The organism is Stenotrophomonas geniculata ATCC 19374 = JCM 13324 (assembly GCF_001431625.1).
Classification (GTDB): Bacteria; Pseudomonadota; Gammaproteobacteria; order Xanthomonadales; family Xanthomonadaceae; genus Stenotrophomonas; species Stenotrophomonas geniculata.
The window spans coordinates 57,624-81,777 of the sequence record NZ_LLXT01000085.1 but is presented as its reverse complement, the minus strand read 5'-3'; the positions used below and the strand labels follow the sequence as shown (position 1 = coordinate 81,777).

The window sequence follows — 24,154 nt, the reverse complement described above, 5'->3', positions numbered from 1 at the left end:
GCCATAACTATACAGGATGTCCTGTATAGTTATGAAAACAGCGCCACCAATTCAGATTGGGGCCCGGGCAATGTTCATGTTGTCGTGCCCCTCATGCCGGGTCGTGCCCGGTGTCAGGGATCATCACCGGCAATCTTCCGGCAGTGCGGCAATCGCCGATACCACCGCCGCCTGCATGCCCTTCCCCACGGCCATGTCCAGTTCCCCGCCAGTTCCCCCATGCTGGCGCCGCAGCTCGTCCTCGCACAGGCCGCGCACCCGCGCACGGGCATTCGCGCGCAGGCTGCTGCACCGCCAGTCGGCGCCACCCAGCGGCAGCACCGAATACACCACGCTGTTGCAGGCGTTGCCGGCACGCTGCTGCAGCGACAGTCCACCAAAATCCCGCGGTTCGCTGCTGCGTTGCGGGTCGAAGTAGCTGTCCGGAAACGTGCGCGCATACTGTTCGATGTCCACGGCCATGCTGCGCCTACCGGCCAACGGCATCTGCAGCGGCTGCCCGCACGGCGTCGCATCGGCGCGGTGCTGGATGTACTGGTAGATCGGCCGGTCCAGCGATGGGTCCTGCTGGGTCACCGCGCTGACTGCCGCCAGCACCGGCAGCGATGCACGATTGGCCATGCGCGCCAGCAGCCCCGCCTGCGCCGGCTGGCAGCGGTCGCGCAATGTTGCTGCGAGCAGGAAGAGCACGTCGTTGCGAAACGCGGGGTCATCACCCAGACGCTGTTCGATACGCTGGCTGGCATCGGACGCCGGTGCCGGAAACGCGACCGCAGGCGGCGCAGTGGGTGCGCGCTGCCGCTGCCACCACACCAGCAGCACCACCGCGCCCAGCAGCACCCCGGTAGCCATGAGCCATCGCCTGCGCATCAGTTGCGGATCGCCGTCAGCGTGGCGGCCGCGGCATCGTAGGACGCGCTGGCGATGTCCGCGTCGAAACGCTTCACCTGCAGGCGGCCGGCAAGCCGGTACGGATCCCACAGATCGCCCAGCGCGATCGGTGTCGCCAGGGTCACGTGGATGATCTGGTTGGGTGGCGGCGGCGGCACATGGATACACGCGCCGTAGAACGGCACGAACAGCAGTTCATCGACCAGGCCGGCATCGTTGGTGCCGAGCGGCACCACGTAGCCGTCCAGATCCACCGCGCGACCGTCGACAGCGTCGACCACGCGCGAGGAGCCGAACTGCTTGGCCCGGTCCGGGCTGGAATGGTCGATCTCCAGCCCCGGTGGCGTGCCCGAGCCGGTGTCGTCGATCAGGCCACCCACGCCCTCCATGCCATTGCGTGACAGGCCGATCTGCGGGGGTGGGCGCTGGTAGCTCACTTCGTCGGGTCGCAACGCGTCCCAACGGTCGATGGGGGCTTCGGCCGTGGCGGAGGGCGCCGGCTTATCCTGCGGCCCGACCACCAAGGCATCGCCGCCCGGCGCCGTACAGCCTGCCAACCACAGGCATCCCACCGCCAGCAACAGGTGACTACGGTTCATAGGGCCTCAGCTGTGCGTCACGCATGGTGTAGGCCGAACCGGCCAGATCGTCATCCAACCGTTCGGCGCGCAGGGTGCCCGCCAGGAAGAACGGTGAGTACATGTCCGGCATCTCGATCGGGCGCGGCAGCACTACGTGCACGATCTGGTTCGGTGGCGGTGGTGGCACGTGGATGCAGGCGCCGTAGTACGGCACGAACAGGAATTCGGTCAGCCGCCCGTCCTGCGCGTTGGCCAGTGGCACCACGTAACCCGGCAGGCGCACCGGCCGCTGCAGGACCGTGTCCACCGTGCGGAAGGTACCGAACTGCGGCATGCGCCGGTTGCCGTTGTGCTCGACCTCCGGGCCCTCGCCCCGCTCCAGCGCGGCCAGCTCGTCCTTGGGCATCATCTGCAACCAGTCCAGCTCCTGCTCCACAGCGCCTGCAGGGTCATCGCGGTCGACGACCGGCGAGGGTGGCAAGGCCTGTACGCCGGTATCCACCGGCCGCTCACAGGCGGCCAGCGCCAGCACCATTGCCACTACCCGCATCCATCGCATGCTCAACCTCCCGGTGAAAGGCCATCGGCCAAGGTGCGCCGGTAAGCGAGCAACGCCGGGACCAGCCCGGCTACGGCGCTGATCAGCAGCACGCCCGCTGCCCATGCCAGTTCACGGCCATCCGGCCAGACATGGGTGATCGACAGACCGAAGGTGGCCAGTACCCAGCCGCGCCCGGCAATGCTGGCGACCACCAGCAGCGACAGGGCCAGCACGCTGGCCACCGCACTGGTCGCCACCGCTTCCACCACGAGCAGGCCCGCGATGTAGCCCGGTCGCGCACCGGTGGCACGCAGGATGGCCATCTCGCGTCGGCGCTCCTGCAGGGTGGAGACCAGCAGCGCCACCAGCGAGACCATGCCCAGCAGCACCACCATTGCACTGATCAGCTGCAGGGCTCGCTCGGCGGTGCCCAGCGACTGCCACAGCTGCTGCAGGGTCACGCCGGGCAGGATCGCCAGCATCGCCTCGTCCGGATACTCGTTGATCCTGCGCTGTACCGAGAACGTGGAGGTGCGCGAGTTCAGGCCGAGCATGAAGGCGGTGATGCTGGTCGGGGTCAGGTCCAGGTGGCGCGCCTGCTCGGCGCTGACGCTCTGGCTGCGCAGCTGCACGCCCGATCGCCAGTCAACATGGATCGCCTCGATGGCCGGCAGCGAGACCAGCAGCGACGAATCCACCGGCGTGCCGGTGCGCTGCAGGATGCCGGCAACGCGGAACGGCTTGTCGGCATGCGTGGCCAGCGTGACCGCGCCGGTGCCGTGCGCCAGCACGATCTCGTCGCCGAGGCCGACCTTCTGCGCGCGAGCCACCTCCGCGCCGATCACCGCGTCATACAGATCATCGAAGGGCCGCCCCTGTGCAAAGGCCAGCGCGTGGCCGGAACCATAACGATAGTGTTCAAAGTAGCCGCCAGTGGTACCCACTACCCGGTAGCCGCGCCAGGAATCGCCCAGCGACAACGGCACCGACCACTTCACCTGCGGCAATGCGGACAGCTCCTGGTAGGACTGCCAGGACACGTTGTTGGTCGGGTCGCCGATATGGAACACCGAATACAGCAGCAGGTTCACCGGTCCCGAACGCGCACCGACGATCAGATCGGTGCCCGATACGGTGCTGGCAAACCCCTCGTGCGCCTGCGTGCGTACACGCTCGACGCCCAGCAGCAGCACCACGCTGAGGGTGATGACCAGCACGGTCAGGCCCACGCTCAACGCGCGGCTGCGCAGGCTGGCCCAGGCAAGCTCAAGCATGGCCGGCACCTGCCTGGTTGATCTCGGACAGTGAAATGGTGCGATCGAACAACGGCTGCAGGCTGTCGTCATGGCTGACCACCAGCACCGTGGTGCCGGCCGCCTGGCACTGCGCGGACATCAGCTGCAGGAAGGCGCTCGCCGCTTCGCGGTCGAGCGCCGAGGTGGGCTCATCGGCCAGCAGCAACGCCGGCCGGCCGATCAGGGCGCGCGCTGCCGCCACGCGTTGTTGCTGGCCGACACTGAGCGTACCCGCCCGCCGCTGCATCAGCTCAGGATTGAGCTGCAGGGCCTGCAGCAGGCGGGCGATCTCGGCATCCAGCGGCCCGCTGATGCGTGCGCTGCGCAGGCGCGAGAAGCGCAGGCCCAGCGCGATGTTGTCGCGCACGGTGAGGAACGGCAGCAGATTGAACTGCTGGAAGATCACGCCCAACTGGTCGGCACGGAAACGATCCCGCGCCGCACCCCCCATGTCCTGCAGTGCGTGGCCGGCCACCTCGACACGGCCCTTGCCGGGCAGCAGCACGCCCGCCAGCAGGCCCAGCAGGGTGCTTTTGCCGCCACCGCTGATTCCGCGCAGCAACACGCTGCTGCCCTGCTCGACCCACAACTGCGGGATGTCCAGCACCAGCCGCGTGCCGTAGCCGAACTGCACGTCTTCCAGCGAGATCACCGGTGCCGCGCTCACGGTGCCAGCACCACGCGCAAGTTGTCGGGCGTCAGCACACTGCGGTTTTGGCCATTGGCGGTTGCGCTGTTGACGATGACTTCGTGCAGGCCCGGGAAAAGTACGGGCAGGCGCACGACGATGGCGCGCAGCGCGGCAGGTTTGGCACAGTGGTACTGCAGCGTTGCGCTGAAACCTGCGTGCCGGTGCTGTCCCGGCGGCGGCGCGGCGGCCGTCGCGTCGAAGCCCTCCGCATCGGCTTTACTGGTGGCCAGACGGCAGCCCGCAGCGGTGGGCAAGGTGACCCAGTTGCCGCCCTTCAGCAATGACGTCGCCCGTGCCAGCGCGGCCTGCTCGGCTGCATTGGCCGGCGGCCGCTCGTAATCGAGGATGCCGATGCCGGGGGCCTGAAGGCCGAATTCCAGGGTTTGCTGTTCAAGCGCAACATCGACGGTCGCCTGGCCGTGCACATGCGGTGCGTGCTGGCGGATGTCATGGGCCTGCGCGGCGCTGGCAGCCAGCAGCAGGAAAAGAGCAGCGGGAAGCTTCATGGGAAAGACTCCAATTGTTACTATGTAACATTATGGACCATATTCCCACGACCCCCGCAAGGGCCCTGGCCCAGCCGCCAACTTCGGCACGCTGGCACCCCCGCTTCGATCTTGCCGGTGCCTGGCTGTCCCTGGCCTGCGCCGCCCACTGCATCGCCCTGCCCCTGCTGCTGGCCTTCGTGCCGGCAGCGATGATGGCGCTGCGCTCGTTCCAGCATCCCGGCCATGGCGCGATGACATTGCTGCTGATGATGTCGCGCTGGGAGTGGCTGTTCGCGCTGCTGGCCTCCTCGCTGGCCTTGGCGAGTACCTCGGCCGGGGTGCACCGGCACGGGCGCTGGCAGCCCCTGCGGCTGGCCTGCGCCGGCGCCATCCTGCTGCTGTCGGCCTCTCTGTATCTGCCGCTGAAGGAATCGCTGCTCTGGCATGGCGTAGCGACAGCCAGTGGTGGCGCGCTGCTGGCGTTCGCTCACATCGGCAACCGACGGGCGCTGCGCAAACGGTAGTGCCGGCCGCTGGCCGGACGGAAAAACACCATCCACGCGTGGCGTGGATCTACTGATGCACTTCCGGCAGCCGGCCAGCGGCCGGCTCTACCCTTCTCTATTCGTCGAACGGTCGCTGTCCCAGCGTCTGCGTCACGTGGTCCACGAAACAGGTGATGCGCGCGGCCAGCGCGGTGTTGCGGTAGTACACCGCATTGATCGGCTGCCGCACGTCCTGCGTCTGTTTGCCGAACAGCTGCACCAATCGGCCCTCGCGCCGGTCCTGGCGGGTCAGGAAGTCCGAGAGGCACGCAATGCCCAGCCCCGCCACCGCCATCTGCCGCAGCGTCTCGCCACTGGATGAAGCGATCGCCGGCGCGATCACGAAAGGCCCGCCATCGGCATCGTGCAGCGGCCACTCGTTCAATGAACTGGGCTGGGTAAATCCCAGCAGATCGTGCTTGCGCAGCTGCTCCACGCGTGTCGGCGTGCCATGCCGTCGCAGGTACTCGGGACTGGCGACGACGCGGATGCGGCTGTGGCCGATCGGCCGCGCATGCAGGGTGGAATCGCGCAGCACGCCGATGCGGAACGCCACGTCGGTGCGCTTCTCGATCAGGTCGGTGATGCCCTCGTTGGAATTCAGCTCCAGCTCCACTTGCGGGTAGCGCTCGCGGAAGCCCTCCAGCAACGGCACGATCACATGCAGCATGAACGGCGTGGCGGCGTCCACGCGCAGGCGCCCGACCGGCTGCAGCCGCCGCGCGGCCATCTGTTCCTCGGCCTCGTCCACCGTGGCCAGGATCGTGCGCGCGTACTCCAGGAACGCCGCGCCTTCCTCGGTCAGCTCCAGCCGCCGCGTGGTCCGCCGCAGCAGCGTGGTCTGCAGCTTGTCTTCCAGCCGCGCCAGGGTGCGGCTGGTGGCCGAGATGGTCAGTTCCAGCGCCTCGGCCGCCGCCGTGATCGAACCACTGTCGACCACGGCCACGAAGGCCTTCAGCTCATCCAGGGTGGTTTTCATTTTTTACCTCGGCGCAAAAGCTTTTCCCGTATACACAGCTTAATCAACAAATGTAAAGCGCCCACACTTCGCCCTGTCCCGAGCCCACCGGCTCTCAACGAAGTCCCTGGAGTCCATCATGAGCGTTCCTTCCTTTGGCGTCGGCACCTTCCGCCTGACCGGCCAGACCGTCATCGACTCGGTGCGCAACGCCCTCGAGGTCGGCTACCGTGCGGTCGATACCGCGCAGATCTATGGCAACGAAGCCGGATTCGGCCAGGCCATCGCCGAATCCGGCGTCCCACGCGACCAGCTGTTCCTGACCACCAAGATCTGGGTGGACAACTACGCCGCCGACAAGCTGATCCCAAGCCTGCGCGACAGCCTGGCCAAGCTGCGCACCGACTATGTCGACCTGCTGCTGATCCACTGGCCGGCGCCGGGCAATGGCGTTGAACTGCGCGAGTACATGACCGCGCTGGCCGACGCCAAGACGCTGGGCCTGACCCGCCAGATCGGTGTGTCCAACTTCAACATCGAGCTGACCCGGCAGGCCATCGAGGTGGTCGGTGCCGGCGAGATCGCCACCAACCAGATCGAACTGAGCCCCTACCTGCAGAACCCGGCACTGACCACCTTCCTGCAGGACCAGGGCATCACCGTGACCTCCTACATGACCCTGGCCTACGGCAAGGTGCTGAAGGATCCGGTGCTGGCCACCATCGCCGGCAAGCACCAGGCCACCGTGGCCCAGGTTGCGCTGGCGTGGGCGCTGCAGCGCGGTTACTCGGTCATCCCGTCCTCGACCAAGCGCGAGAACCTGGCCAGCAACCTGCTCGCCCAGGACCTGCGCCTGGATGCCGATGACATGGCCGCGATCGCCGCGCTTGACCGCAACGGCCGCGAAGTCGATCCGCCCGGCCTGGCCCCGGCCTGGGACTGAGGCGCCAGGCCATGGGCAGTGCGATGACCCGGTTGCAGGCCGGTGGTTTCAGCATCGGCATCGAAGCACCGCTGGACAATGACTGGACGCCGCTGGGCGAACAGGCACGACGCGCCGCGCGACGCCTGCCCGGCGAACCGGACCTGCAGTGCCATGCAGAACTGGCACGCTTGGCCGACCGCCTCGGCTTCCGTGCGCTGTGGGTGCGCGACGTGCCGGTGTACGACCCGGCCTTCGGTGATGCGGCACAGGTGTTCGAGGTATTCAGTTACCTCGGCTATCTGGCTGGCATCACCAAGGACATCCTGCTGGGCACCGGTGCGGTGGTGCTGCCGATCCGCGAGCCGTTGCTGACCCTGAAGTCGGCGCGCAGCGTGCAGCGGCTCAGCGGTGACCGCCTGCTGCTGGGCGTGGCCAGTGGCGACCGCCCGGTGGAGTACCCGCTGTTCGGCCGCGACTTCGACACCCGCGGCAGCCGCTTCCGCGAGCAGATCGCACTGCTGCGCGAAGGCGCCGCTTCGCACCTGCCGCAGGGCCTGGACGTGCTGCCCGCGGACGGCCCGGCCCTGCCGTTGTTCGTGGCAGGCCTGGCCCAGCAGCAGCCGGCGTGGATCGGCCAGCACATGGATGGCTGCCTGGTCTACCCGGGCACGCCACAGGACCATGCGCAACGCGTGGCGGCCTGGCGCGCCGTGGCCGGCAACAAGCCGTATGCCAGCTTCATCCACCTGGACCTGGTGGCCGATGCCGATGCCCCGCTGCAGCGCTGGCGCTTTGGGCTGCGCGGCGGCCGCAACGCCCTGCTGGCCGAGCTGCACGCCATGCAGGCGGCCGGTGTCGACCACATCGGCCTGCAGTTCCGCCGCAACGAACGGCCGTTGGCCGAGACCTTCCATGAAATCGCCGAGTACGTGCTGCCGCACTTCCCGGCCCACGCCGGCGCCGCCGCGACGGCCTGACAGTTACCGGAGCTTTGCCATGAAAATGAAGACCCTGGCCGCGCTTGCGCTGGCCACCCTGCCGCTGTCCTTCCAGGCCACCGCCGAGGACTGGTACCCCTCTGCCTACGGCGCCAACGACGAGATCGGCACGGCCAACCTGCTGACCGCGGACGTGGTCAAGCACGCGGTATCGCTGGTCAGGACCGGCAAGACCTATCCGCTGGCGGTGCCGGTGGACAAGAACCTGCCCGCGTTCCGCCACCGCAGCTTCCGCCTGTACAACGTGCAGGTCGGCCAGCAGGCAGGCAAGTCGCTGGGCCCCAACAGGTTCACCTTCAACGATGAACTGGTGAACGCCTGGACCGGCGTTGGCACCCAGCTCAACGGCATCGGCCATATCGGCATCGACAACGTCTACTACAACGGCAACAAGGCTGCCGACTTCGTCACCGTGGACGGCGTGCGCAAGCTCGGCGTCGAGAAGGTGCCGCCGATGGTCACCCGCGGCGTCGTGCTGGACATGACTGCGTACTACGGCAAGGCGATCGTGCCCGGCGGCACCGAGTTCACCGTGGCCGACATCCAGGCCGTGCTGAAGAAGCAGGGCCTGAGCCTGCGCAAGGGCGACGTGGTGCTGTTCAACACCGGCTGGCTGGAACTGATCGGCAAGGACGACAAACAGTTCCTGGAAGTGGAACCGGGTATCGGCATGGAGGCCGCGAAGTGGCTGGCCGACCAGGGCATCGTCGCCTTCGGTGGCGACACCTGGGCCTCGGAGGTCTACCCGAACCCGGACGGTGCCGAGGAGTTCCCGATCAACCAGTACATGCTGGCCAAGCGCGGCATCTACAACCTGGAGCTGATCGACAGCCGTGCGCTGGTGCGCGACAAGGCCTGGGAATTCCTGTTCGTGCTCGGCCAGCCGCTGTACGTCGGCTCGACCCAGGTCAACATCAACCCGGTGGCGATCCGATGAACGCCGCCTCCGCCCTGCCATTGTTCGCCGGCCGTCGCTTCCGCGTCCGCTATGACGGCCTGGCTGCCGACAATGTCTACAGCGCCGATGGCCGCCACGTGCAGTACGCCATCATCTCCGGCACCTATGCCGGTGCGCAGGGCGAAGCCGCCTGCGAGTGGCAGCAGATCAGCGAAGGGGTCTATGTCATTTCGTGGCAGGAAGCCGATGGCGCAACGGTCGTGCATGTCGATGACTTCGTGGGCGGGCATTCGCTGGCCTGGTTCACCGCCACCGATGGCAGTTTCCATCGCATGCAGGGGCCGCTGCACGCGCTGTGATGCCGGCCAGCGGCCGGCACCACCTTGTTAGTGGGCCGCACATTACAGATCGGTAATGTGCGGGTCAGGGCAGCGAAAGGCGCTGCCCTCCACCCTGTGGGCCACGTCTTCCACAGGTGTCCCACGCATGGCCCGCTCCCTGCTCCGCTCCACTGTCCTTGCTGTCCTGCTGACCGGCCTCGCGGTTGCGCCGCTGGCGCTGGCCCATCCCAGCCTGGTGCGCTCGACGCCGGCCGCCGACGCCACCGTAGCCCCGGCGACCGAGATCACGCTGCAGTTCAGCGAGAAGGTGATGCCGCGTGCCACCCGCATCGAGCTGAGCATGGACCATGGCCGCATGAAGATGGCCATGCCTACCGTCGCGCAGGACATTTCCGAAGATGGCCACACGCTACGCGCGCGTTTCGCCAAGCCGCTGCCCGCCGGCAGCTACGCACTGCAATGGCGCGCGGTGGGTCAGGACAGTCATCCGATGACCGGCAGCTACCGCTTCACCGTAAAGTAAGGCTGCCGCCATGGCCGAGCTCTCGCCGTATGCGCTGCGGCTGGCGCTGTACCTGGTACTGATGCTGCTGTTCGGGCGGCTGCTGTTCGTCCGCCCCGGGCTGCCACGCGGCATCTCGCTGGCGCTCGCCGTGGTTGCGCTGATCCTGGTCGTCATCGATGCCGTGAACCGGTTGTCGGGCGTGCTCGGCATCCCGGCAGCCGATATCGACCCAGCAACGGCGCACTGGTTCCTCACCGGTACGCCGGTGGGTGAGGCGGGGCTGCTGCGCATCCTGGCGCTGCTGGCAATGCTGCCGCTGCTGGCAGTCAATCGCCCGGTGCAGGGCCTGCGCCGTCTGGCGCTGCTGATACTCACGGCGGTAGCTCTGGCCAGCCTGTCCTGGAACGGGCATGCCGCTGCAGGCGATGGGCTCGGCGGCACCTTGCGGCTCGTGGCCGGCATCGTGCACCTGCTGGCCGCCGGTGCCTGGGTCGGCGCGATCGCCGCCATCCTGCAGCTGGCGCTGCGTCCACAGGGCCTGCGCCTGCTCGAACGTACCCGCGAACTGTGGCAGGCCGCGCACAGCTTCGCCGTGCCGGGCACGATCATCGTCGCCCTGCTGGCGATGACCGGCACCTACACCTATGTCGATCTCGGCGGTTCCATACAGACCCTGACCGGCGCCGCGCATGGGCGTTGGCTGCTGCTCAAGCTGGCGCTGGTGGGCGGCATGCTGGGGCTTGCCGCGCTGCATCGCTGGCGGCTGGTACCAGCGCTGGCCAGCTCCATCCGCGGCGGCTGGCAACCCAGGCCGCTGCGCTCACTTCGCCACAGCCTGGCCTGTGAATCGGTGCTGGCGGTATTGGTGCTGGCCTGCGTCGCGGTGCTCGGAATGCTGGACCCATTGGCATGACTCATCCGTTCCAGCACGGGCCCAAGCTGCGATGATGGGCACACCATGAAACTGCTGATCGTCGAAGACGAACCCAAGACCGGCAACTACCTGCGCCAGGGCCTGATCGAGGCCGGCTACGTGGTCGATCTCGCCTGCAATGGCGTCGACGGGCTGCACCTGGCCGGCAGCGGCGAGTACCAGCTGGTCATCCTCGACGTGATGCTGCCCGGCCTGGATGGCTGGAACGTGCTGTCGCGGCTGCGCGAGGCCGGATGGCAGGTGCCGGTGCTGTTCCTCACCGCGCGCAGCAGCATCGCCGACCGGGTTCAGGGCCTGGAGCTGGGCGCGGATGACTACCTGGCCAAACCATTCGCCTTCGCAGAGCTGCTGGCGCGCGTGCGCACCCTGCTGCGTCGTGGCCAGGCGCTGCCGCAGGCCGAGCGCATCGTCATCGCCGACCTGGTGGTGGATACCCTGCGCCGCCGGGTCGAACGCGGCGGCCAGCGCATCGCCCTCAGCCAGAAGGAATACACCCTGCTGGAACTGCTGGCGCGCCGACGCGGTGAAGTGCTGCCGCGCTCGTTGATCGCCTCGCAGGTATGGGACATGAACTTCGACAGCGACACCAACGTGATCGACGTGGCGATCCGCCGCCTGCGCGCGAAGATCGACGATGACTTCGACGCCAAGCTGATCGTCACCGTGCGCGGCATGGGCTACGTGCTCGAGGCACCGGACGACGGCACTGTGAACAACGGATGAGCCTGCGCCGTTCCATTGCGGTACGCCTCACGCTGCTGTTCGCCATCGTGGCTACGCTGGTGCTGGCCGCATTGGGCGTGGCGATCTATGTCAGCGCCCGCCACGACCTGGTGGCCCAGGACTTCAGCGAACTGGAGTACAAGGTTGCGTTGATCCGTGACCTGGCCGGCAACGGACCTGCGTCCGCACGCGGGCAGCGCTTGGCGGAGGCACTGGGCCACCATCCGGATATCGCCTTCCACATTGTTGATGGGAGCGGCGCAGTGCTCTTCTCGACCGCACCGGCACTACTGCGCGAGCATGCACGCAGCCAGCCGATCGACGCCGCGCCACTGCGGCACGACTGGATCCTCGCCGATGGTCGCTGCATGCATGCCCTGCACCTGCGCCAGACCCTGGCCGACGGCAGCGAGCTGGTCACCCTGCTGGCCATCGATGACGACCGCCACGCCGATTTCCTGCAGCGCTTCCGCCATCTGCTGGCGATCGCCATCATCGGCGCCGCCGTGGCCAGCAGCCTGCTCGGCGGCTACGTGGTGCGGCGCACGCTGCGGCCGCTGCGCACGCTGGCCGATGAGGCCCGGCAGATCACCGCCGGCCGGCTGCAGCGCCGACTGAGTGCACGCAGCGCACCGGCCGAACTGGAGCAGCTGGCGCAGACGCTCAACGGCATGCTGGCGCGCCTGCAGCAGGACTTCGCGCGGCTGACCGAGTTCTCCGGTGATCTCGCCCATGAACTGCGCACACCGATCACCAACATGCTGACCCAGGTGCAGGTGGTGCTGGCGCACCCGCGCAGCAACGAGGCCTACCGCGAGACGCTGGCGTCCTGCGCCGAGGAACTGCAGCAGCTGGCGCAGACCGTGGGTGACCTGCTGTACCTGGCGCAGGCCGAAGCGCCGGGTGCACTGCCCTCGCGCGAGCCAGTGGCGCTGGATGCGGTGGTGGATTCGCTGCTGGAGTTCTACGAGCTTCTGGCCGAGGACCGACAGTTGACCCTGCGCCGCGATGGTGTGGCGAGCGTGGAAGGCAACCGCTTGATGCTGCACCGGGCGATTGCCAACCTGCTGTCCAACGCGTTGAAGTACGCAGCCGTGGGCAGCGAAGTGCGGGTGCGGCTGGTCGAGGCCGATGGCGTGTGCAGGGTCAGCGTGCACAACCTTGGCACGCCGATCGCCAGCGAGGCGCTGCCGCGCCTGTTCGATCGTTTCTACCGCGGCGAGCGTGGCCGCCAAGAAGGTGCCGGACTGGGCCTGGCGATCACACGCGCGATCGCACAGGCGCACGGCGGCAGCGTGAGTGTTGTCTCGGATGACACCGGCACCCTGTTCGAGCTGGTGCTGCCGAGCACCTCAGCCCGGTAGTCCCGGCCGCTGGCCGGCAACCCCGGTCTGCTCAAACACCCCGGTCACCCAATCGATGAACACCCGCAAGCGCGGTGACGGCGTGCGGTTGCGTGGGTAGACCAGGCTCAGCGGACTCGGCGTCGGTGGCGTCTCGGGCAACAGCTCCGCCAACTGTCCGCGCGCGATGTACGGGTCCATCCGGTAGCGCGGCGCCTGGATGATGCCCAGGCCCGCCAGCGCGGCACCAAGGAACGCGTCAGCACCGGACACTCGCACCCGTGCCGGCAGCGGCACGTAGCGCACCTGCCCGCCCTGCTGGAACTCCAGAGGAATCAGCTGGCCGGTGGCGCTGGAGCGGTAGCCGACCATCTGGTGGCCGTCCTGCAGCGATTCGATGGTATCGGGCAGGCCGTGCGCCTGCACATAGCCCGGCGAGGCCACCGTGACCTCGCGCAGCATGGTCAACCGTCGCGCCGCCAGATCGCTGTCGGCCAGCGTCCCCACCCGCAACGCCGCATCCACGCCTTCACGCAGCAGGTCGACATAGCGGTCACCCTCGCTGACGTCCAGTTCGATCTCCCGGTAGCGCTGCAGGAATTCCGGCAGGTGCGGAAACAGCAGGTGCCGGCCCAGCGTGCCATGCACTTCGATACGCAACGGGCCGCGCGGCGGCGCGTCACGGAACGCAGCCTCGGCATCATCCATGTCGGCGATCAGGCGCAGGCAACGGCCATAGAAAGCCTCGCCTTCCAGCGTCGGCACTACCAGCCGCGTGGTCCGGTGCAGCAGGCGCACGCCCAGCCGCTGTTCGAGCGCCTTGATCGCATCGGTCACCGTGGCCCGCGGCAGGTCCAGGTCCTCGGAGGCCCGGGTGAAGCTGCGGCGCTCGACGATACGGACGAAGGCGCGCATGGCCGTGAAGCGGTCCATTGTTCGGCTACCCGGATGATGTTGGCGGATTATGCATGATTATCCGGGCGGGAGAGATGACGAAGATGGCCCTGCGCCATTCCGGCGCGCTCCGCTGGAACCGACCATGACCCTCTCCCCCGCCCGCACTGTCGCCCTGGTCACCGGCGGCTCCCGTGGCATCGGCGCCGCCATCTCCCGCCGGCTCGCCGACGATGGCCACGCGGTCGCGATCAACTATGCGGGCCGCCGGGACGACGCCGAAGCCTTGGCGGCCGAACTCAACGCAGCCGGCGCGCAGGCGATCGCGCTGCAGGCCGATGTCGCCGATCCGCTGGCGGTGCGGCAGCTTTTCGATGCCATCGAGGCGCGTTTCGGCGGCATCGACGTGGTGGTCAACAGCGCCGGCGTGCTGCAGCTGGCGCCGCTGGCCGACACCGACGACGCCCTGTTCGAGCGGGTGATCGGCATCAACCTCAAGGGTGCCTTCAACGTGCTGCGCGAAAGCGCGCGACGGGTGCGCGACGGTGGCCGGCTGATCACCCTGTCCACCAGCGTGGTCGGCATCAAGCTGGAGAACTACAGCGTGTACGCGGCCAGCAAGGCAGCGGTGGAGACGATGGGCGCGATCCTCAGCAAGGAGCTGCGCGGGCGCAACATCACCGTGAACGCAGTGGCCCCAGGCCCGACCGCTACCGACCTGTTCCTGGACGGCAAGTCACCGGAACTGATCGAGCGGTTGGCGAAGATGAACCCCCTGCAGCGGTTGGGTACGCCGGAGGACATCGCCGGTGCGGTGGGGTTCCTGGCCGGTGCCGATGGCGGGTGGGTCAACGGCCAGGTCCTGCGCGCCAACGGTGGGATGGCATGAGATTCGGCGGTACTCAGGCCGGATTCGGCCCGCCAAAAGATTGACAGCTTTCTGCCGCGCAGTGCCCACGATACGATGTTTCCATAGACCAGAGCCAAAGGAAGGTAGACGTGTCGTATCAGGATTGCGAGCAGCGATTGGAGAAACTTATTCGTGATGACCGCATACAGGTTATCGCTCTGTCAGGAGCCTGGGGCACAGGCAAGACTCACCTTTGGAATCGTATTCGTGAAACATCCGACACCGCCATCGTGATGCGAGCTGTCTCCGTCTCGCTCTTTGGCGTAGGCAACGTTCGAGAGCTCGGCCTTCGCATAGCTCAGAAAATATTGACGGGCTCAGATTCGGAGGAGCTCAGGCAGCAAGTGGCTACGAGCTGGCGCTGGATGAAGGATGCTCTGAAGAGTGTACATCCAGGTTTTGAAGTCCTGGATGAGCTCACCAATCTAGCCGTACCCAAGCTCCTTGAGGGCCGCCTGCTAGTAATCGACGATCTTGAACGGAAGCACGCAGACCTCCAAGCGGACGAGCTGCTCGGGTTCGTCGACAACTGCGCCCGCGCCCTGAAATGCAAAGTTATCCTGATCCTCAACGCAGAGCGATTTGCCGATGACCCGGTCTGGCAAGCTTTCCGGGAAAAGGTAATCGACGAGGAAGTGTCCCTATCAATCACACCAGCTGAGGCATTTGAAACTGCAGAAATTGCCTCTGCGAAGAGGGAAGAGAATCTCAAGAACACAGCGCGGGCAAAGGGTTCAACCAAGAGGCCCGTGGCAAACACGCGCCATCCTCTGCTTCCGCCTGACCGTAAAGTTCTCGGTGACACTCTTACGCGCTGTGGAATCGTAAACATCCGCGTCATCCAGAAGCTGACTCGCCACGTCGAGGATCTCGTCGAGGAACTGGACGTCAGGGCAACCCCACTGCGATGCCGCCTTGTCACAGCGATCACTCTACTCGGTGCAATCGATCTCCTCGCCCTGCCTCAGGGCCCCACTACGGCGTACGTACTCGCCCATGGTCGCCCCGCAACAGATCCTACATCGAAGGCGTCGTTCGAAAATCTCGCATGGAGCAAGCTGCTTGACGATCTCGGAATTCATGCCTCGACTGAACTGGAGGAGGAAGTTGCCGCCTACATCGCCAGCAGGACCAGGAACACCGATTTGCTTGCAGGTGCCATTCAGAGGTACACATCACAGGCGCTTCGACTCGAGACGATTGAGAACGCTGCTCGGTTCCTAAGGGAACATACGTGGGAAGTGAACACTCCTGATCACGAGTTCATCGGGAAGCTGCAGGCACTATTACCCAACGTCCAGCATCTGGATGCTGAGACGATCGACGAAGTACTGAGTCGTGCAAGGACTCTGAATGGCATAGGCGACCTCGCCAGCAGAATGGCATCCGCATGGATCGGTCAGTTTGAGAGTAAATACAGAGACGACAAGGAGCCATTCGTGATGCAATGGCCAAGAGGCGCCTTGAAGAACGAAGAAATCTCCAAGGCTGTTTCAGAGTATCAGGACTGGAAGAACTATTCGCGCACATTCAGTAGTCTCAGCAGCTCAATCGTGCACAGGACTCCACTGGAAAAGAGTGATCACTACCTGATGAGCAACCTGACCACAGAACAGGTTCGGAGCGACCTTCGGCGAGCACAGGGCACGGAGCTACAGAACATACTGGCCGCGGGACTCATCCTCACAGGAGAGCCTGACCCTTCCCTGGGTTATGCGCAGTCCTATGCGGCGGACAAGTTCACTGAGGCTTGCTTCGATGTCATCGATGCCGACCCACACAGCCGCCGTGCAGAAGTCCTTCGCACTCATCTCATTGCTGCCGGGTTTCCAGAGGCCTCGGTGGCGGATACCGGAGACCTACTAGACAGCTCATGCTCCACAGAAGGCGAGACACTGGAACTCACGCCCTGAAGCATCTTCAGTTCTCAACCCGCGACGCCTGTTGGATATCTGAAAAAGGGCAGTGCCTTGCTCTGCCCTGGATCAGCTTGGTGAGCTACAAAAAACAGAGTAGGCGCAGTTTCCGCTCACCTGCCCCAATCATACGACCTCAGCCTTTAGACTGAACCGCAAACTGCGATGATGGCACCTGCCATTGCTTTGTACGCCGGCGATGCACCCAATAATAAAGCGTCGGCAACACCAGCAGGGTCAGCAGCATCGCCGACAGCAGGCCGCCAATCACCACCACCGCCAGCGGTTTCTGGGTCTCGGCACCAATCGCATGCGAGGTCGCCATCGGCAGCAGGCCGAACATCGCCAACAGTGCGGTCATCAGTACGGTGCGCAGGCGCTGCAGCGAGCCCTGCACGACCGACTGCAGCAGGTCCATGCCCTGCTCGCGCAGCTGCGCGAAGCGACTGAGCATCACTACCCCGTTCAGTACCGCCTGCCCGAACAATGCAATGAAGCCGATCGCCGCCGACACCGACAGTGGAATGCCGGTCAACCACAGGGCGAGGATGCCGCCGATCATCGCCAGTGGCACGTTGGCCAGGATCAGCGCGGCGCTGCTGACGTCCTTGAAGGCATCGAACAGCAGTACGAAGATGATCAGCACCGACAGCGGGATCACCCAGCCCAGACGCTTCATCGCACGTTGCTGGTTCTCGAACTCGCCGGACCACTCCAGCCGGTAGCCTTCCGGCAGCTGCACGCTGGCCTCCACGCGCTTGCGCATGTCGGCCACCACGCTGCCCATGTCACGCCCGGCGATGAAGATGCTCACCGCCTTTACCCGCTGTGCGTTCTCGCGCGAGATGTTGATCGCGCCGCTGGCCATGCGGAAGTCGGCCACGTCGGCCAGCGTCACGGTGTGGCCATCGCCGATGCCCACCGGCACCGTGCGCAGCCGCTGCAGGTCGCGGTCGGCGTCGTCCAGGCGCAGCGTGATCGGGAACCTGCGGTCGCCCTCCCACAGTTCACCGACCTGGCGCCCGCCCAGTGCGGTCTCGATCACCTCGTCGATGTCGCGCACATTGAGGCCATAGCGCGCGGCACGGTCGCGGTCGATCTCGATCTGCAGCTGCGGCAACGACCCGTCACGGTCAATGAAGGCGCTCTCCACGCCCTCCACACCACGCACCTGACCCAGGATCGCCTGCGCCTGCTGATTCAGCACGTCCAGGTCCGAGCCGCTGACCTTGATCACCACCTGGCCTTTGATCTGCGAGATGCTCTCCAGGATATTGTCGCGCACCGGCTGCGAGATCGAGAACTCAGGCCCCGGGATGCGCTGCTCCAGCGTGCGCTGCAGGTCGCTCACCAGTTGCCGCTTGTCCACGCCCTTCGGGCACTCCTTCTCCGGCCTCAACGCCACCAGCGCCTCGATCTGGTTGGCGCCCTTGGCGTCGGAGCCGTCTTCCGGGCGGCCAAGCTTGGCCACCACCGTCGACACCTGCGGGAAGGTGCCGACCAGCTCACGGATGCGCCGCGACTGCTGCTGCGCTTCGACCAGGCTGGTGCTCGGGTCGAGCGTGGCGGTCAGCCAGATCGAGCCTTCGTCCAGCTCGGGCAGGAACTCCGAACCCAACCGGGTGCCTAGTGCGAGCGTGCCGACCAGCAGCGCAACCGCGGTCAGTACCACCGCACGCGGGCGGGCCAATGCACGCTCCAGGATCGGCCGATACCAGCCGGTCAGGCGGTCCATCAGCGGATTGCCATCGCGCATGCGGTCCCGTCGCAGCCACCAGTAGCAGAACAGCGGCACCACGGTCAGCGCCAGGATCAACGCACCGATCAGGGCCGAGGTCACCGAGTACGCCATCGGTGCGAACATGCGGCCTTCCTGGCGCTGCAGGGTGAAGATCGGGATGTGCGCGGCGATGATGATCAGCATCGAGAAGAACGTCGGCCGGCCCACTTCCGAAGCGGCCGACAGAATGGTCGACAACCGCGTCTTCCGATCAGCCGCAGGTGGCAGCTTCGACAATCGCGAGACGATGTGCTCGGTGACGATCACCGCGCCATCGATGATGATGCCGAAGTCCATCGCACCCAGCGACAGCAGGTTCGCTGGCACGCCCCACAGATGCAGGCCGAGGAAGGTCGACAGCAGCGCCAGCGGCATCATCGCCGCCACGATCAGTGCGGCGCGGGCGTTGTACAGGAACAGCCACAGCACCAGGAACACCAGCACCGCGCCTTCCAGCAGGTTGCGGAAGACCGTCTTCAGCGTGGTCGTGACCAGCCACGAGCGGTCGTAGAACGGCTCGATGCTGACCCCGGCCGGCAACTGGTTGGCCTCGATCTCGGCGATGCGCGCATGCAGGGCGTCGAGCACGTCGGACGGGTTCTCGCCCTTGCGCATCAGCACCATGCCGAACACCGCATCGTCGTTGTCGTCCTGACCGACCAGGCCCTGGCGCGGCAGGCCGGTGTCGGCGATGCCGGCCAGGTCGCGCACGAGGATAGGCGTGCCCCCGCGCTGCGCCACCACCACGTTGCCGATGTCCGCCGGCGAACGCATCAGGCCCACGCCACGGATCAAGAACTGCTGCTGCCCACGCTCCACGTAGCCGCCGCCGGCATTCGAGCTGCCCCTCTCCAGCGCCTCGGCGAACTCACCGAGGCTGATGCCTCGGTCCCGCAGCTTGTCCAGGTCCGGCTTGACCTGGAAGGTACGCGCGAAGCCGCCGAAGCTGATCACATCGGCCACGCCCGGCACGGTGCGCAGGCTGCGCTCCATCGTCCATTCCTGCACGGTGCGCAGCTGGGTTGGCGTCATGTGCGGGCCTTTCAGCACATAACGGTAGATCTCACCTACCGCCGAGCTCATCGCCTCCAGTTCCGGGGTCACCCCTTCCGGCAGCTCCACGCCCTGCAGGCGCTCCAGCACCTGCTGGCGCGCGAAGTAGTCATCGGCCTTGTCGTCGAAGGTCAGGATGATCATCGACAGGCCGAACTGCGTATGCGAGAACACCCGCACCGAATGCGGGATGCCGGACAGCGCCACTTCCAGTGGCATCGTCACCTCGCGCTCGACCTCTTCGGCGGCACGGCCCGGGTGCAGCGACACCACTGTTACCTGGGTGTCGGATACATCCGGAAAGGCTTCCACCGGCAGTACACGGAACGCGGCAATGCCAGCACCCATGAACAGCAGCAGTGCCAGCATCACCATCAATGGCTGGCGCAGGCAGTAGGCAATCAGGCGATCGATCATGGAGCGGCGTGCCCCGTGCCGGTGCTGGCGGCGGCCGGTGCGCTGTCCGCCAGCTGCTGCAGCAGCAGGCCGCCTTCTACCACCACCCTGGCGCCTGCGGCCAGGCCCTCACGCGCCCACAGCCGGCCATCGCCCAGCTCCTCGGCATGTACCGCGTGACGCACGAAGCGGCCCTTGCCCTCCTCCACGAACACCACCTGCTTGCCGTCGATCAACAACACAGCCGCATCGGGCAGCGAGACACCGCCCTCGGCCGGCAACGCCACTTGGGCGCGCACGTACTGCCCCGCCTTGAAACCGCGTGCGCGGTTGTCCAGCTCGGCGCGCGCCTGCACCACGCGGCGTTCGCTGTCGACGAAGTCATCCACGTGCTGCAGGGTCGCCTGCAGCGGCTGTCCATCGGCCCCGGGCACGCTCACCTGCATGCCCGCCTTCAAGCGTCCGGCCAGACTCTCGGGAACATCCAGCAGCAGCCACAAGCGGTCAGGATCGCCAATCACCGCCAACGGTTGTTCGCTGTCGGGGCTGACCGCCACGCCCGGGCTCATCCGCCGCTCCACCAGCACGCCATCGATCGGCGCGCGCAACGGCAGGCGCTGGTCGACGTGCTGGCCATTGCCATAGGCCTTGGCGAAGGCGGTCGCACGCGCGTGATCGGCCTGGCTGCCGGCGAAATTGGCCTCGGCCTCGTCCAGTTCGCGCCCCGACGCCACACCTGCCGCATGCAACTCGCGGGTGCGCTCCAGCTCCTTGCGCGCCTGCTGCAGCTGGGCACGGCCGCGCACGCCCTCCGCCTGGGCCTGGCCGAATTCGGGCGACGTGATCCAGGCGATCACCTGGCCCGCCTTCACTTTCTGCCCCGGCTGTGCCTCGATGCGCGCCACCTGCCCCGCCAACGGCGTACGCAGCGCGCTGGAGCGCGTCTCGTCCCAGACCACCCGGCCCGGCAGCTGCAGGCTGGCGCTGGCGCCGGCGGTGACCGCCTCGCTGCGTAGCACGTCCAGCTGGCGGCTACCGGCAGGAAACTGGATCTGGCCAGCACTGACCTTCGGCGCGTCCTCGGTATACGACGCCGGCTCGCGGCCGCAGCCGCCCAGCAGGGCCAGCGCCAGCAAGGCCGGCAGCACGGCCCGTCGCGCCTGCGGTCGATAAGCGACGGTGGACTTCATCGGGACTCTCCTTCAGCAACGGATGTGGCCGCTTCCCAGCGCGCCAGGGCAATGGCATGGTCGGCACGCGCTTCAATCAACGCGGCCTCGAACTCGCGCCAGCTGCGGCGCGCATCCAGCAGATCGGTCAGGCTGGCGGCGCCGCGGCGGTAGGCCAGCTCGATGCCCTGCACCGCCCTGCGTGCGGCGTCGGACTGCAGTCCTTCGTAGTCGCTCCGGCGCTGCGCGGCGGACTGCGCGCTGGCCTGCAACTGGTCCAGTTCGGCACGCGCTTCGCGCTGCAGCACCTGCAGCTCCAGCGCGGCACTGTCACGGTCGGCCTCGGCACGCTGGATCGCGCCGCGTGCACGTGACGGGCCGCCGAGCGGTATGGTCAATGACACACCCCACGTGACGCCGCTGATGTCAGCCGGCTCGCGCTCGGCCTCCACGCCCAACTGGATGTCGCGGTGGCGCTCACTGCGCGCCAGTGCCACACCGGCGTCGGCCGCGGCCAGGCGCGAACGTGCCGCGCGCAGATCGGCACGCTGCTGCGGATCGAACGCACGCACGCTGGCCACGCTGCTTGCCTCCGGCCAAGGATCATCGGCGCTGAGGTCATGGCTGTCGTCGCGGCCGAGCAGCAGCCCCAACGCATGCCGCGCATCGCGCAGATCCAGCGACGCCTCGCGCGCCGCGTCGGCCACCGCCAGGTCGTCCACTGCCAGCCGCGCGCGGTCGACCGGCGCCATCGCCCCGGTGGCAACCTGCTTGTCCGCCGCCGCCATCTGCTCGGCCGAACTCTGGCGGTTGGCATCGGCAATCTGCGCCCGCTCCTGTGCGCCCTTCAGAGCGAAATAGGTTTCATGCAGCGCCACCTGCTGGCGGCGCCGCGCATCGAGCATCTCCAGCCCGGCCACTTCCAGCAGCGCATCGGCCTGGCGGATACGCAACGCACGCTTGCCACCGCGCTCCCAGGTCCAGCCCAGGCCCACGGTGCTGTCCACCCGCTTGTCCTGCCAGCGTCCGGAGCCGATGCCATGCTTGGGGCTGATCTTGCTGGTGCCGATCGACAACTCGGTGGCCGGGCGCAACGCCGCCGTCTGCACATCGCCCTGCACGCCGCGCAGCTCCAGTGCCGCCGCACGCAGGTCCGGGTTGTGTGCTTCCATGGCGCGCTGCGCTTCCTGCAGGGACAGCGCCGAAGCGGTGGGCGCGCACAGAAGAGTGGCCAGCACGGCCGCAAAACGAGGGGAGAAATTCATGCACGTCACGGTAAGGTGATGCACTTGCGCCAAACTTGCCCCAACCTTGCACGAAGCTTGCAATGCGAATCCTGCTGATCGAAGACGACGCCGCGCTGGCGGATGGGCTGATCCGCGCCCTGCAGGGCGCCGGCCATCTGTGCGACCACCTCTCGCGTGGGCTGCACGCGCCGGCGGCACTGGCCAGCGCACCGTATGACGTGATGGTGCTGGACCTTTCATTGCCTGACGTCGATGGCCTGGACCTGCTCTCACGCCTGCGCAACGACGGCGTCACCCTGCCGGTGCTGATCCTGACCGCACGCGATGGTGTGGAGGACCGCATCCTCGGCCTCGACCGCGGTGGCGACGACTACCTGGCCAAGCCCTTCGCCCTGGGAGAACTGGAAGCGCGCCTGCGTGCGCTGTCGCGCCGCCGCAGCGATGCACCGGCGCAGAAGCGGCTGGGCCGGTTGTGCTTCGACAGCGTCCGCAATGAAGTGCAGGTGGACGGCCAGCGCATCGAACTGACCGCGCGCGAGCTGTCGCTGGTCGATGCACTGATGCAGCATCCCGGCCGCACCGTCACCAAGCAGCGCCTGTTCGATGCGCTGTACAGCTGGGACCACGAAGCCAACCTGTCGGTGATCGAGGTGCACGTCAGCCGCCTGCGCCGCAAGCTGGAACAGGCCCACGCCGGCGTCGGCATCCGTATGCTGCGTGGCCTCGGCTATCGCATGGAAGCCGGTGGTGACTGAGCGCGTGCACAGCCTGCGTAGCCTGCTGCTGCGGCGCCTGTGGCTGCCGTTGCTGGTGCTGCTGCTGTGCAGCGCGGTTGGCTCGTTCGCGCTGGCCCGCTTCTACGCCGGCCAGGTCTACGACCGCTGGCTGCTGGATTCGGCGATGTCGTTGTCCGAGCTGGTGGCGGTGCAGGACGGCCGCGCGTCCATCGAGATCACCCCGGCGGTGTCGCGCATGTTCACCTGGGACACCGCCGACGAAGTGCATGGCGAGGTGGTCGACGCCGCGGGTGGGCGCCTGTATGGCGACCTGCCCGAGGCATTGCCGCGCCCGTCGATGTCCGCCGGCAGCGACGACCCGGTCTACTATGATGCGCGGCTGCGTGGGCAGGCCGTGCGCATGGTCGAAGTGGTGGTCAGCGCCGGGCCGGGTCATGACATCCGGCTGCGCGTGGCCGAGACACTGCGCAAGCGGCACCGGCTGGAGCGCAAGCTGCTGCTGACCAGCGTTCCGTTCCAGGCTGCGATCCTGGCACTGGCGGCATGGCTGGCCTGGTCCGGTACAGGCGCTGCCGCACGCCATGCCAACCTGGTTGCGCGGAAGCTGGCCAGCCCGCGGCCGGATCCATTGGCGCCGCTGGATCCGGCGCAGGAAGCTCCGCGCGAACTGTGGCCGGCGGTGGAGGCCTACAACGCGCTGCTGCAGCGCCTGGACGCGATGCAGGATGCACAGCGGCGCTTCGTCAGCAATGCCGCGCACCAGCTGCGCACGCCGCTGGCAGCGATGCAGGTGGAGCTTGAGAGTTCATTGCGCCAGCACGATCCGCAGGCCCAGCAACTGGCGCTGTCCGGCACGCTGGCCGGGCTGGCGCGGCTGCAGCACCTGGTCAACCAGCTGCTGATGCTCAGCCGTTCCGAGGACCCCCAAGGCAGCGCGCTGCCGCTGCGGCCGGTGGATCTGGCCGTGCTGGCACGTGGCGTGGTGGAGCGCTACGCCGACCGTGCGTTGGCGGCGGGCGTGGACCTGGGTTACGACGGGCCCGACGACGGCGTGCAGGTACAGGGCGATCCACCGCTGCTGCGCGAGGCACTGGGCAACCTGCTGGACAACGCGCTGCGCTACGGCGCCATGCCCGGTGTGATCACCCTTGGCGTTCGGCAGGAGATCGACGGCGTGCAGGTATGGGTGGACGATGACGGCGTCGGCATCGCCGAAGCCGAACGCGCGCGCGTCACGGAACGCTTCTACCGGGCCAGCAGCGAGGGGGATGGTTGCGGGCTTGGCCTGGCGATCGTGGCCGAGATCGCGCAGCGGCATGGTGCGATGTTGAAGATCGAAACGGCGCCGCTCGGTGGCGCGCGGGTGGGGGTGCGGTTCCGTTTCCGTTGACGTCC

Annotated in this window: 24 protein-coding genes; 13 read left to right on the top strand and 11 right to left on the bottom strand. The window is 67.0% G+C overall.

All coding sequences use genetic code 11. The annotated features are described in order from the left end of the window. Positions 1–123: 123 nt before the first annotated feature. From ARC63_RS05880 to ARC63_RS05855, 6 genes are read right to left on the bottom strand one after another with little or no spacing between them, the layout of a single operon-like run. Complete coding sequence (locus ARC63_RS05880) at positions 124–870, bottom strand: hypothetical protein (protein WP_057502798.1); 747 nt, start codon at positions 868–870, stop codon at positions 124–126. Beyond that, complete coding sequence (locus ARC63_RS05875; protein WP_057502797.1) at positions 870–1,490, bottom strand: DUF3299 domain-containing protein; 621 nt, start codon at positions 1,488–1,490, stop codon at positions 870–872. The genes ARC63_RS05880 and ARC63_RS05875 overlap by 1 nt, the downstream gene beginning before the upstream one ends. Next, the gene (locus ARC63_RS05870) at positions 1,480–2,031 is read right to left on the bottom strand and encodes a DUF3299 domain-containing protein (RefSeq protein ID WP_043396119.1); all 552 of its coding nucleotides are present in this window, start codon (positions 2,029–2,031) and stop codon (positions 1,480–1,482) included. The genes ARC63_RS05875 and ARC63_RS05870 overlap by 11 nt, the downstream gene beginning before the upstream one ends. Before the next feature lie 2 nt (positions 2,032–2,033). Then, positions 2,034–3,287, bottom strand: coding sequence for an ABC transporter permease (locus tag ARC63_RS05865; protein WP_043396122.1), 1,254 nt, complete (start codon positions 3,285–3,287; stop codon positions 2,034–2,036). Next, on the bottom strand, positions 3,280–3,975 hold the full coding sequence (locus ARC63_RS05860) for an ATP-binding cassette domain-containing protein (RefSeq protein WP_057502796.1): 696 nt from the start codon (positions 3,973–3,975) through the stop codon (positions 3,280–3,282). The genes ARC63_RS05865 and ARC63_RS05860 overlap by 8 nt, the downstream gene beginning before the upstream one ends. Further along, positions 3,972–4,505 carry a ZrgA family zinc uptake protein gene (locus ARC63_RS05855; RefSeq protein WP_043396125.1) on the bottom strand — a complete coding sequence of 178 codons (534 nt, stop codon included), beginning with the start codon at positions 4,503–4,505 and terminating at the stop codon, positions 3,972–3,974. The genes ARC63_RS05860 and ARC63_RS05855 overlap by 4 nt, the downstream gene beginning before the upstream one ends. 32 nt (positions 4,506–4,537) lie before the next feature. Between ARC63_RS05855 and ARC63_RS05850 the strand changes: the two genes are divergently transcribed. After that, positions 4,538–5,011, top strand: coding sequence for a MerC domain-containing protein (locus ARC63_RS05850; protein ID WP_049409545.1), 474 nt, complete (start codon positions 4,538–4,540; stop codon positions 5,009–5,011). A gap of 97 nt (positions 5,012–5,108) precedes the next feature. Here ARC63_RS05850 and ARC63_RS05845 read toward each other — a convergent pair whose 3' ends face one another. Continuing rightward, on the bottom strand, positions 5,109–6,011 hold the full coding sequence (locus ARC63_RS05845) for a LysR family transcriptional regulator (RefSeq protein WP_010485424.1): 903 nt from the start codon (positions 6,009–6,011) through the stop codon (positions 5,109–5,111). 118 nt (positions 6,012–6,129) lie between these two features. On the opposite strand from ARC63_RS05845, the gene dkgB reads away from it, so the two are divergent. The 8 genes from dkgB (at position 6,130) to ARC63_RS05805 (ending at position 12,678) form a co-directional block, all read left to right on the top strand. Then, positions 6,130–6,933, top strand: coding sequence for a 2,5-didehydrogluconate reductase DkgB (dkgB, locus tag ARC63_RS05840; RefSeq protein WP_057502795.1), 804 nt, complete (start codon positions 6,130–6,132; stop codon positions 6,931–6,933). Between the two features lie 11 nt (positions 6,934–6,944). Then, entirely contained in the window at positions 6,945–7,892 is a 948-nt protein-coding gene (locus tag ARC63_RS05835; protein WP_057502794.1) for a TIGR03571 family LLM class oxidoreductase, read from the top strand. 19 nt (positions 7,893–7,911) lie between these two features. After that, complete coding sequence (locus ARC63_RS05830) at positions 7,912–8,850, top strand: cyclase family protein (RefSeq protein WP_082587816.1); 939 nt, start codon at positions 7,912–7,914, stop codon at positions 8,848–8,850. Continuing rightward, positions 8,847–9,170, top strand: coding sequence for a MoaF-related domain-containing protein (locus tag ARC63_RS05825; protein ID WP_010485417.1), 324 nt, complete (start codon positions 8,847–8,849; stop codon positions 9,168–9,170). Before ARC63_RS05830 ends, ARC63_RS05825 begins: the two co-directional genes overlap by 4 nt. A 127-nt stretch (positions 9,171–9,297) precedes the next feature. Beyond that, entirely contained in the window at positions 9,298–9,675 is a 378-nt protein-coding gene (gene copC / locus ARC63_RS05820) for a copper homeostasis periplasmic binding protein CopC (RefSeq protein ID WP_057502792.1), read from the top strand. Between the two features lie 10 nt (positions 9,676–9,685). Beyond that, positions 9,686–10,570: a copper homeostasis membrane protein CopD gene (gene copD / locus ARC63_RS05815; protein ID WP_057502791.1), complete on the top strand. Its 885-nt coding sequence runs from the start codon at positions 9,686–9,688 to the stop codon at positions 10,568–10,570. A gap of 45 nt (positions 10,571–10,615) precedes the next feature. Next, positions 10,616–11,314 carry a heavy metal response regulator transcription factor gene (locus ARC63_RS05810; RefSeq protein ID WP_010485410.1) on the top strand — a complete coding sequence of 233 codons (699 nt, stop codon included), beginning with the start codon at positions 10,616–10,618 and terminating at the stop codon, positions 11,312–11,314. Next, the gene (locus ARC63_RS05805) at positions 11,311–12,678 is read left to right on the top strand and encodes a heavy metal sensor histidine kinase (protein WP_057502790.1); all 1,368 of its coding nucleotides are present in this window, start codon (positions 11,311–11,313) and stop codon (positions 12,676–12,678) included. Before ARC63_RS05810 ends, ARC63_RS05805 begins: the two co-directional genes overlap by 4 nt. On the opposite strand, the gene ARC63_RS05800 is transcribed toward ARC63_RS05805, so the two are convergent. Then, complete coding sequence (locus ARC63_RS05800; protein ID WP_057502789.1) at positions 12,667–13,590, bottom strand: LysR family transcriptional regulator; 924 nt, start codon at positions 13,588–13,590, stop codon at positions 12,667–12,669. The genes ARC63_RS05805 and ARC63_RS05800 overlap by 12 nt on opposite strands. Before the next feature lie 106 nt (positions 13,591–13,696). On the opposite strand from ARC63_RS05800, the gene ARC63_RS05795 reads away from it, so the two are divergent. Then, positions 13,697–14,440 (top strand): SDR family oxidoreductase, encoded by a 744-nt coding sequence (locus ARC63_RS05795; protein WP_057502788.1) that lies wholly within the window; start codon positions 13,697–13,699, stop codon positions 14,438–14,440. Positions 14,441–14,550: 110 nt separating this feature from the next. Then, complete coding sequence (locus ARC63_RS05790; protein WP_057502787.1) at positions 14,551–16,374, top strand: P-loop NTPase fold protein; 1,824 nt, start codon at positions 14,551–14,553, stop codon at positions 16,372–16,374. Positions 16,375–16,513: 139 nt separating this feature from the next. Here the strand turns inward: ARC63_RS05790 and ARC63_RS05785 are convergent, their stop codons facing one another. The 3 genes from ARC63_RS05785 to ARC63_RS05775 are packed head-to-tail and all read right to left on the bottom strand — an operon-like array spanning position 16,514 to position 22,040. Next, the gene (locus ARC63_RS05785) at positions 16,514–19,627 is read right to left on the bottom strand and encodes an efflux RND transporter permease subunit (RefSeq protein ID WP_057502786.1); all 3,114 of its coding nucleotides are present in this window, start codon (positions 19,625–19,627) and stop codon (positions 16,514–16,516) included. Then, positions 19,624–20,796, bottom strand: a complete 1,173-nt coding sequence (locus ARC63_RS05780; RefSeq protein WP_057502785.1) for an efflux RND transporter periplasmic adaptor subunit — start codon at positions 20,794–20,796, stop codon at positions 19,624–19,626. Before ARC63_RS05780 ends, ARC63_RS05785 begins: the two co-directional genes overlap by 4 nt. After that, positions 20,793–22,040: a TolC family protein gene (locus ARC63_RS05775; RefSeq protein WP_057502784.1), complete on the bottom strand. Its 1,248-nt coding sequence runs from the start codon at positions 22,038–22,040 to the stop codon at positions 20,793–20,795. The genes ARC63_RS05780 and ARC63_RS05775 overlap by 4 nt, the downstream gene beginning before the upstream one ends. Positions 22,041–22,102: 62 nt before the next feature. Between ARC63_RS05775 and ARC63_RS05770 the strand changes: the two genes are divergently transcribed. Further along, the gene (locus ARC63_RS05770; RefSeq protein ID WP_057502783.1) at positions 22,103–22,777 is read left to right on the top strand and encodes a response regulator; all 675 of its coding nucleotides are present in this window, start codon (positions 22,103–22,105) and stop codon (positions 22,775–22,777) included. Continuing rightward, positions 22,770–24,149, top strand: coding sequence for a sensor histidine kinase (locus ARC63_RS05765; protein WP_057502782.1), 1,380 nt, complete (start codon positions 22,770–22,772; stop codon positions 24,147–24,149). Before ARC63_RS05770 ends, ARC63_RS05765 begins: the two co-directional genes overlap by 8 nt. The last annotated feature ends 5 nt before the right edge of the window (positions 24,150–24,154 follow it).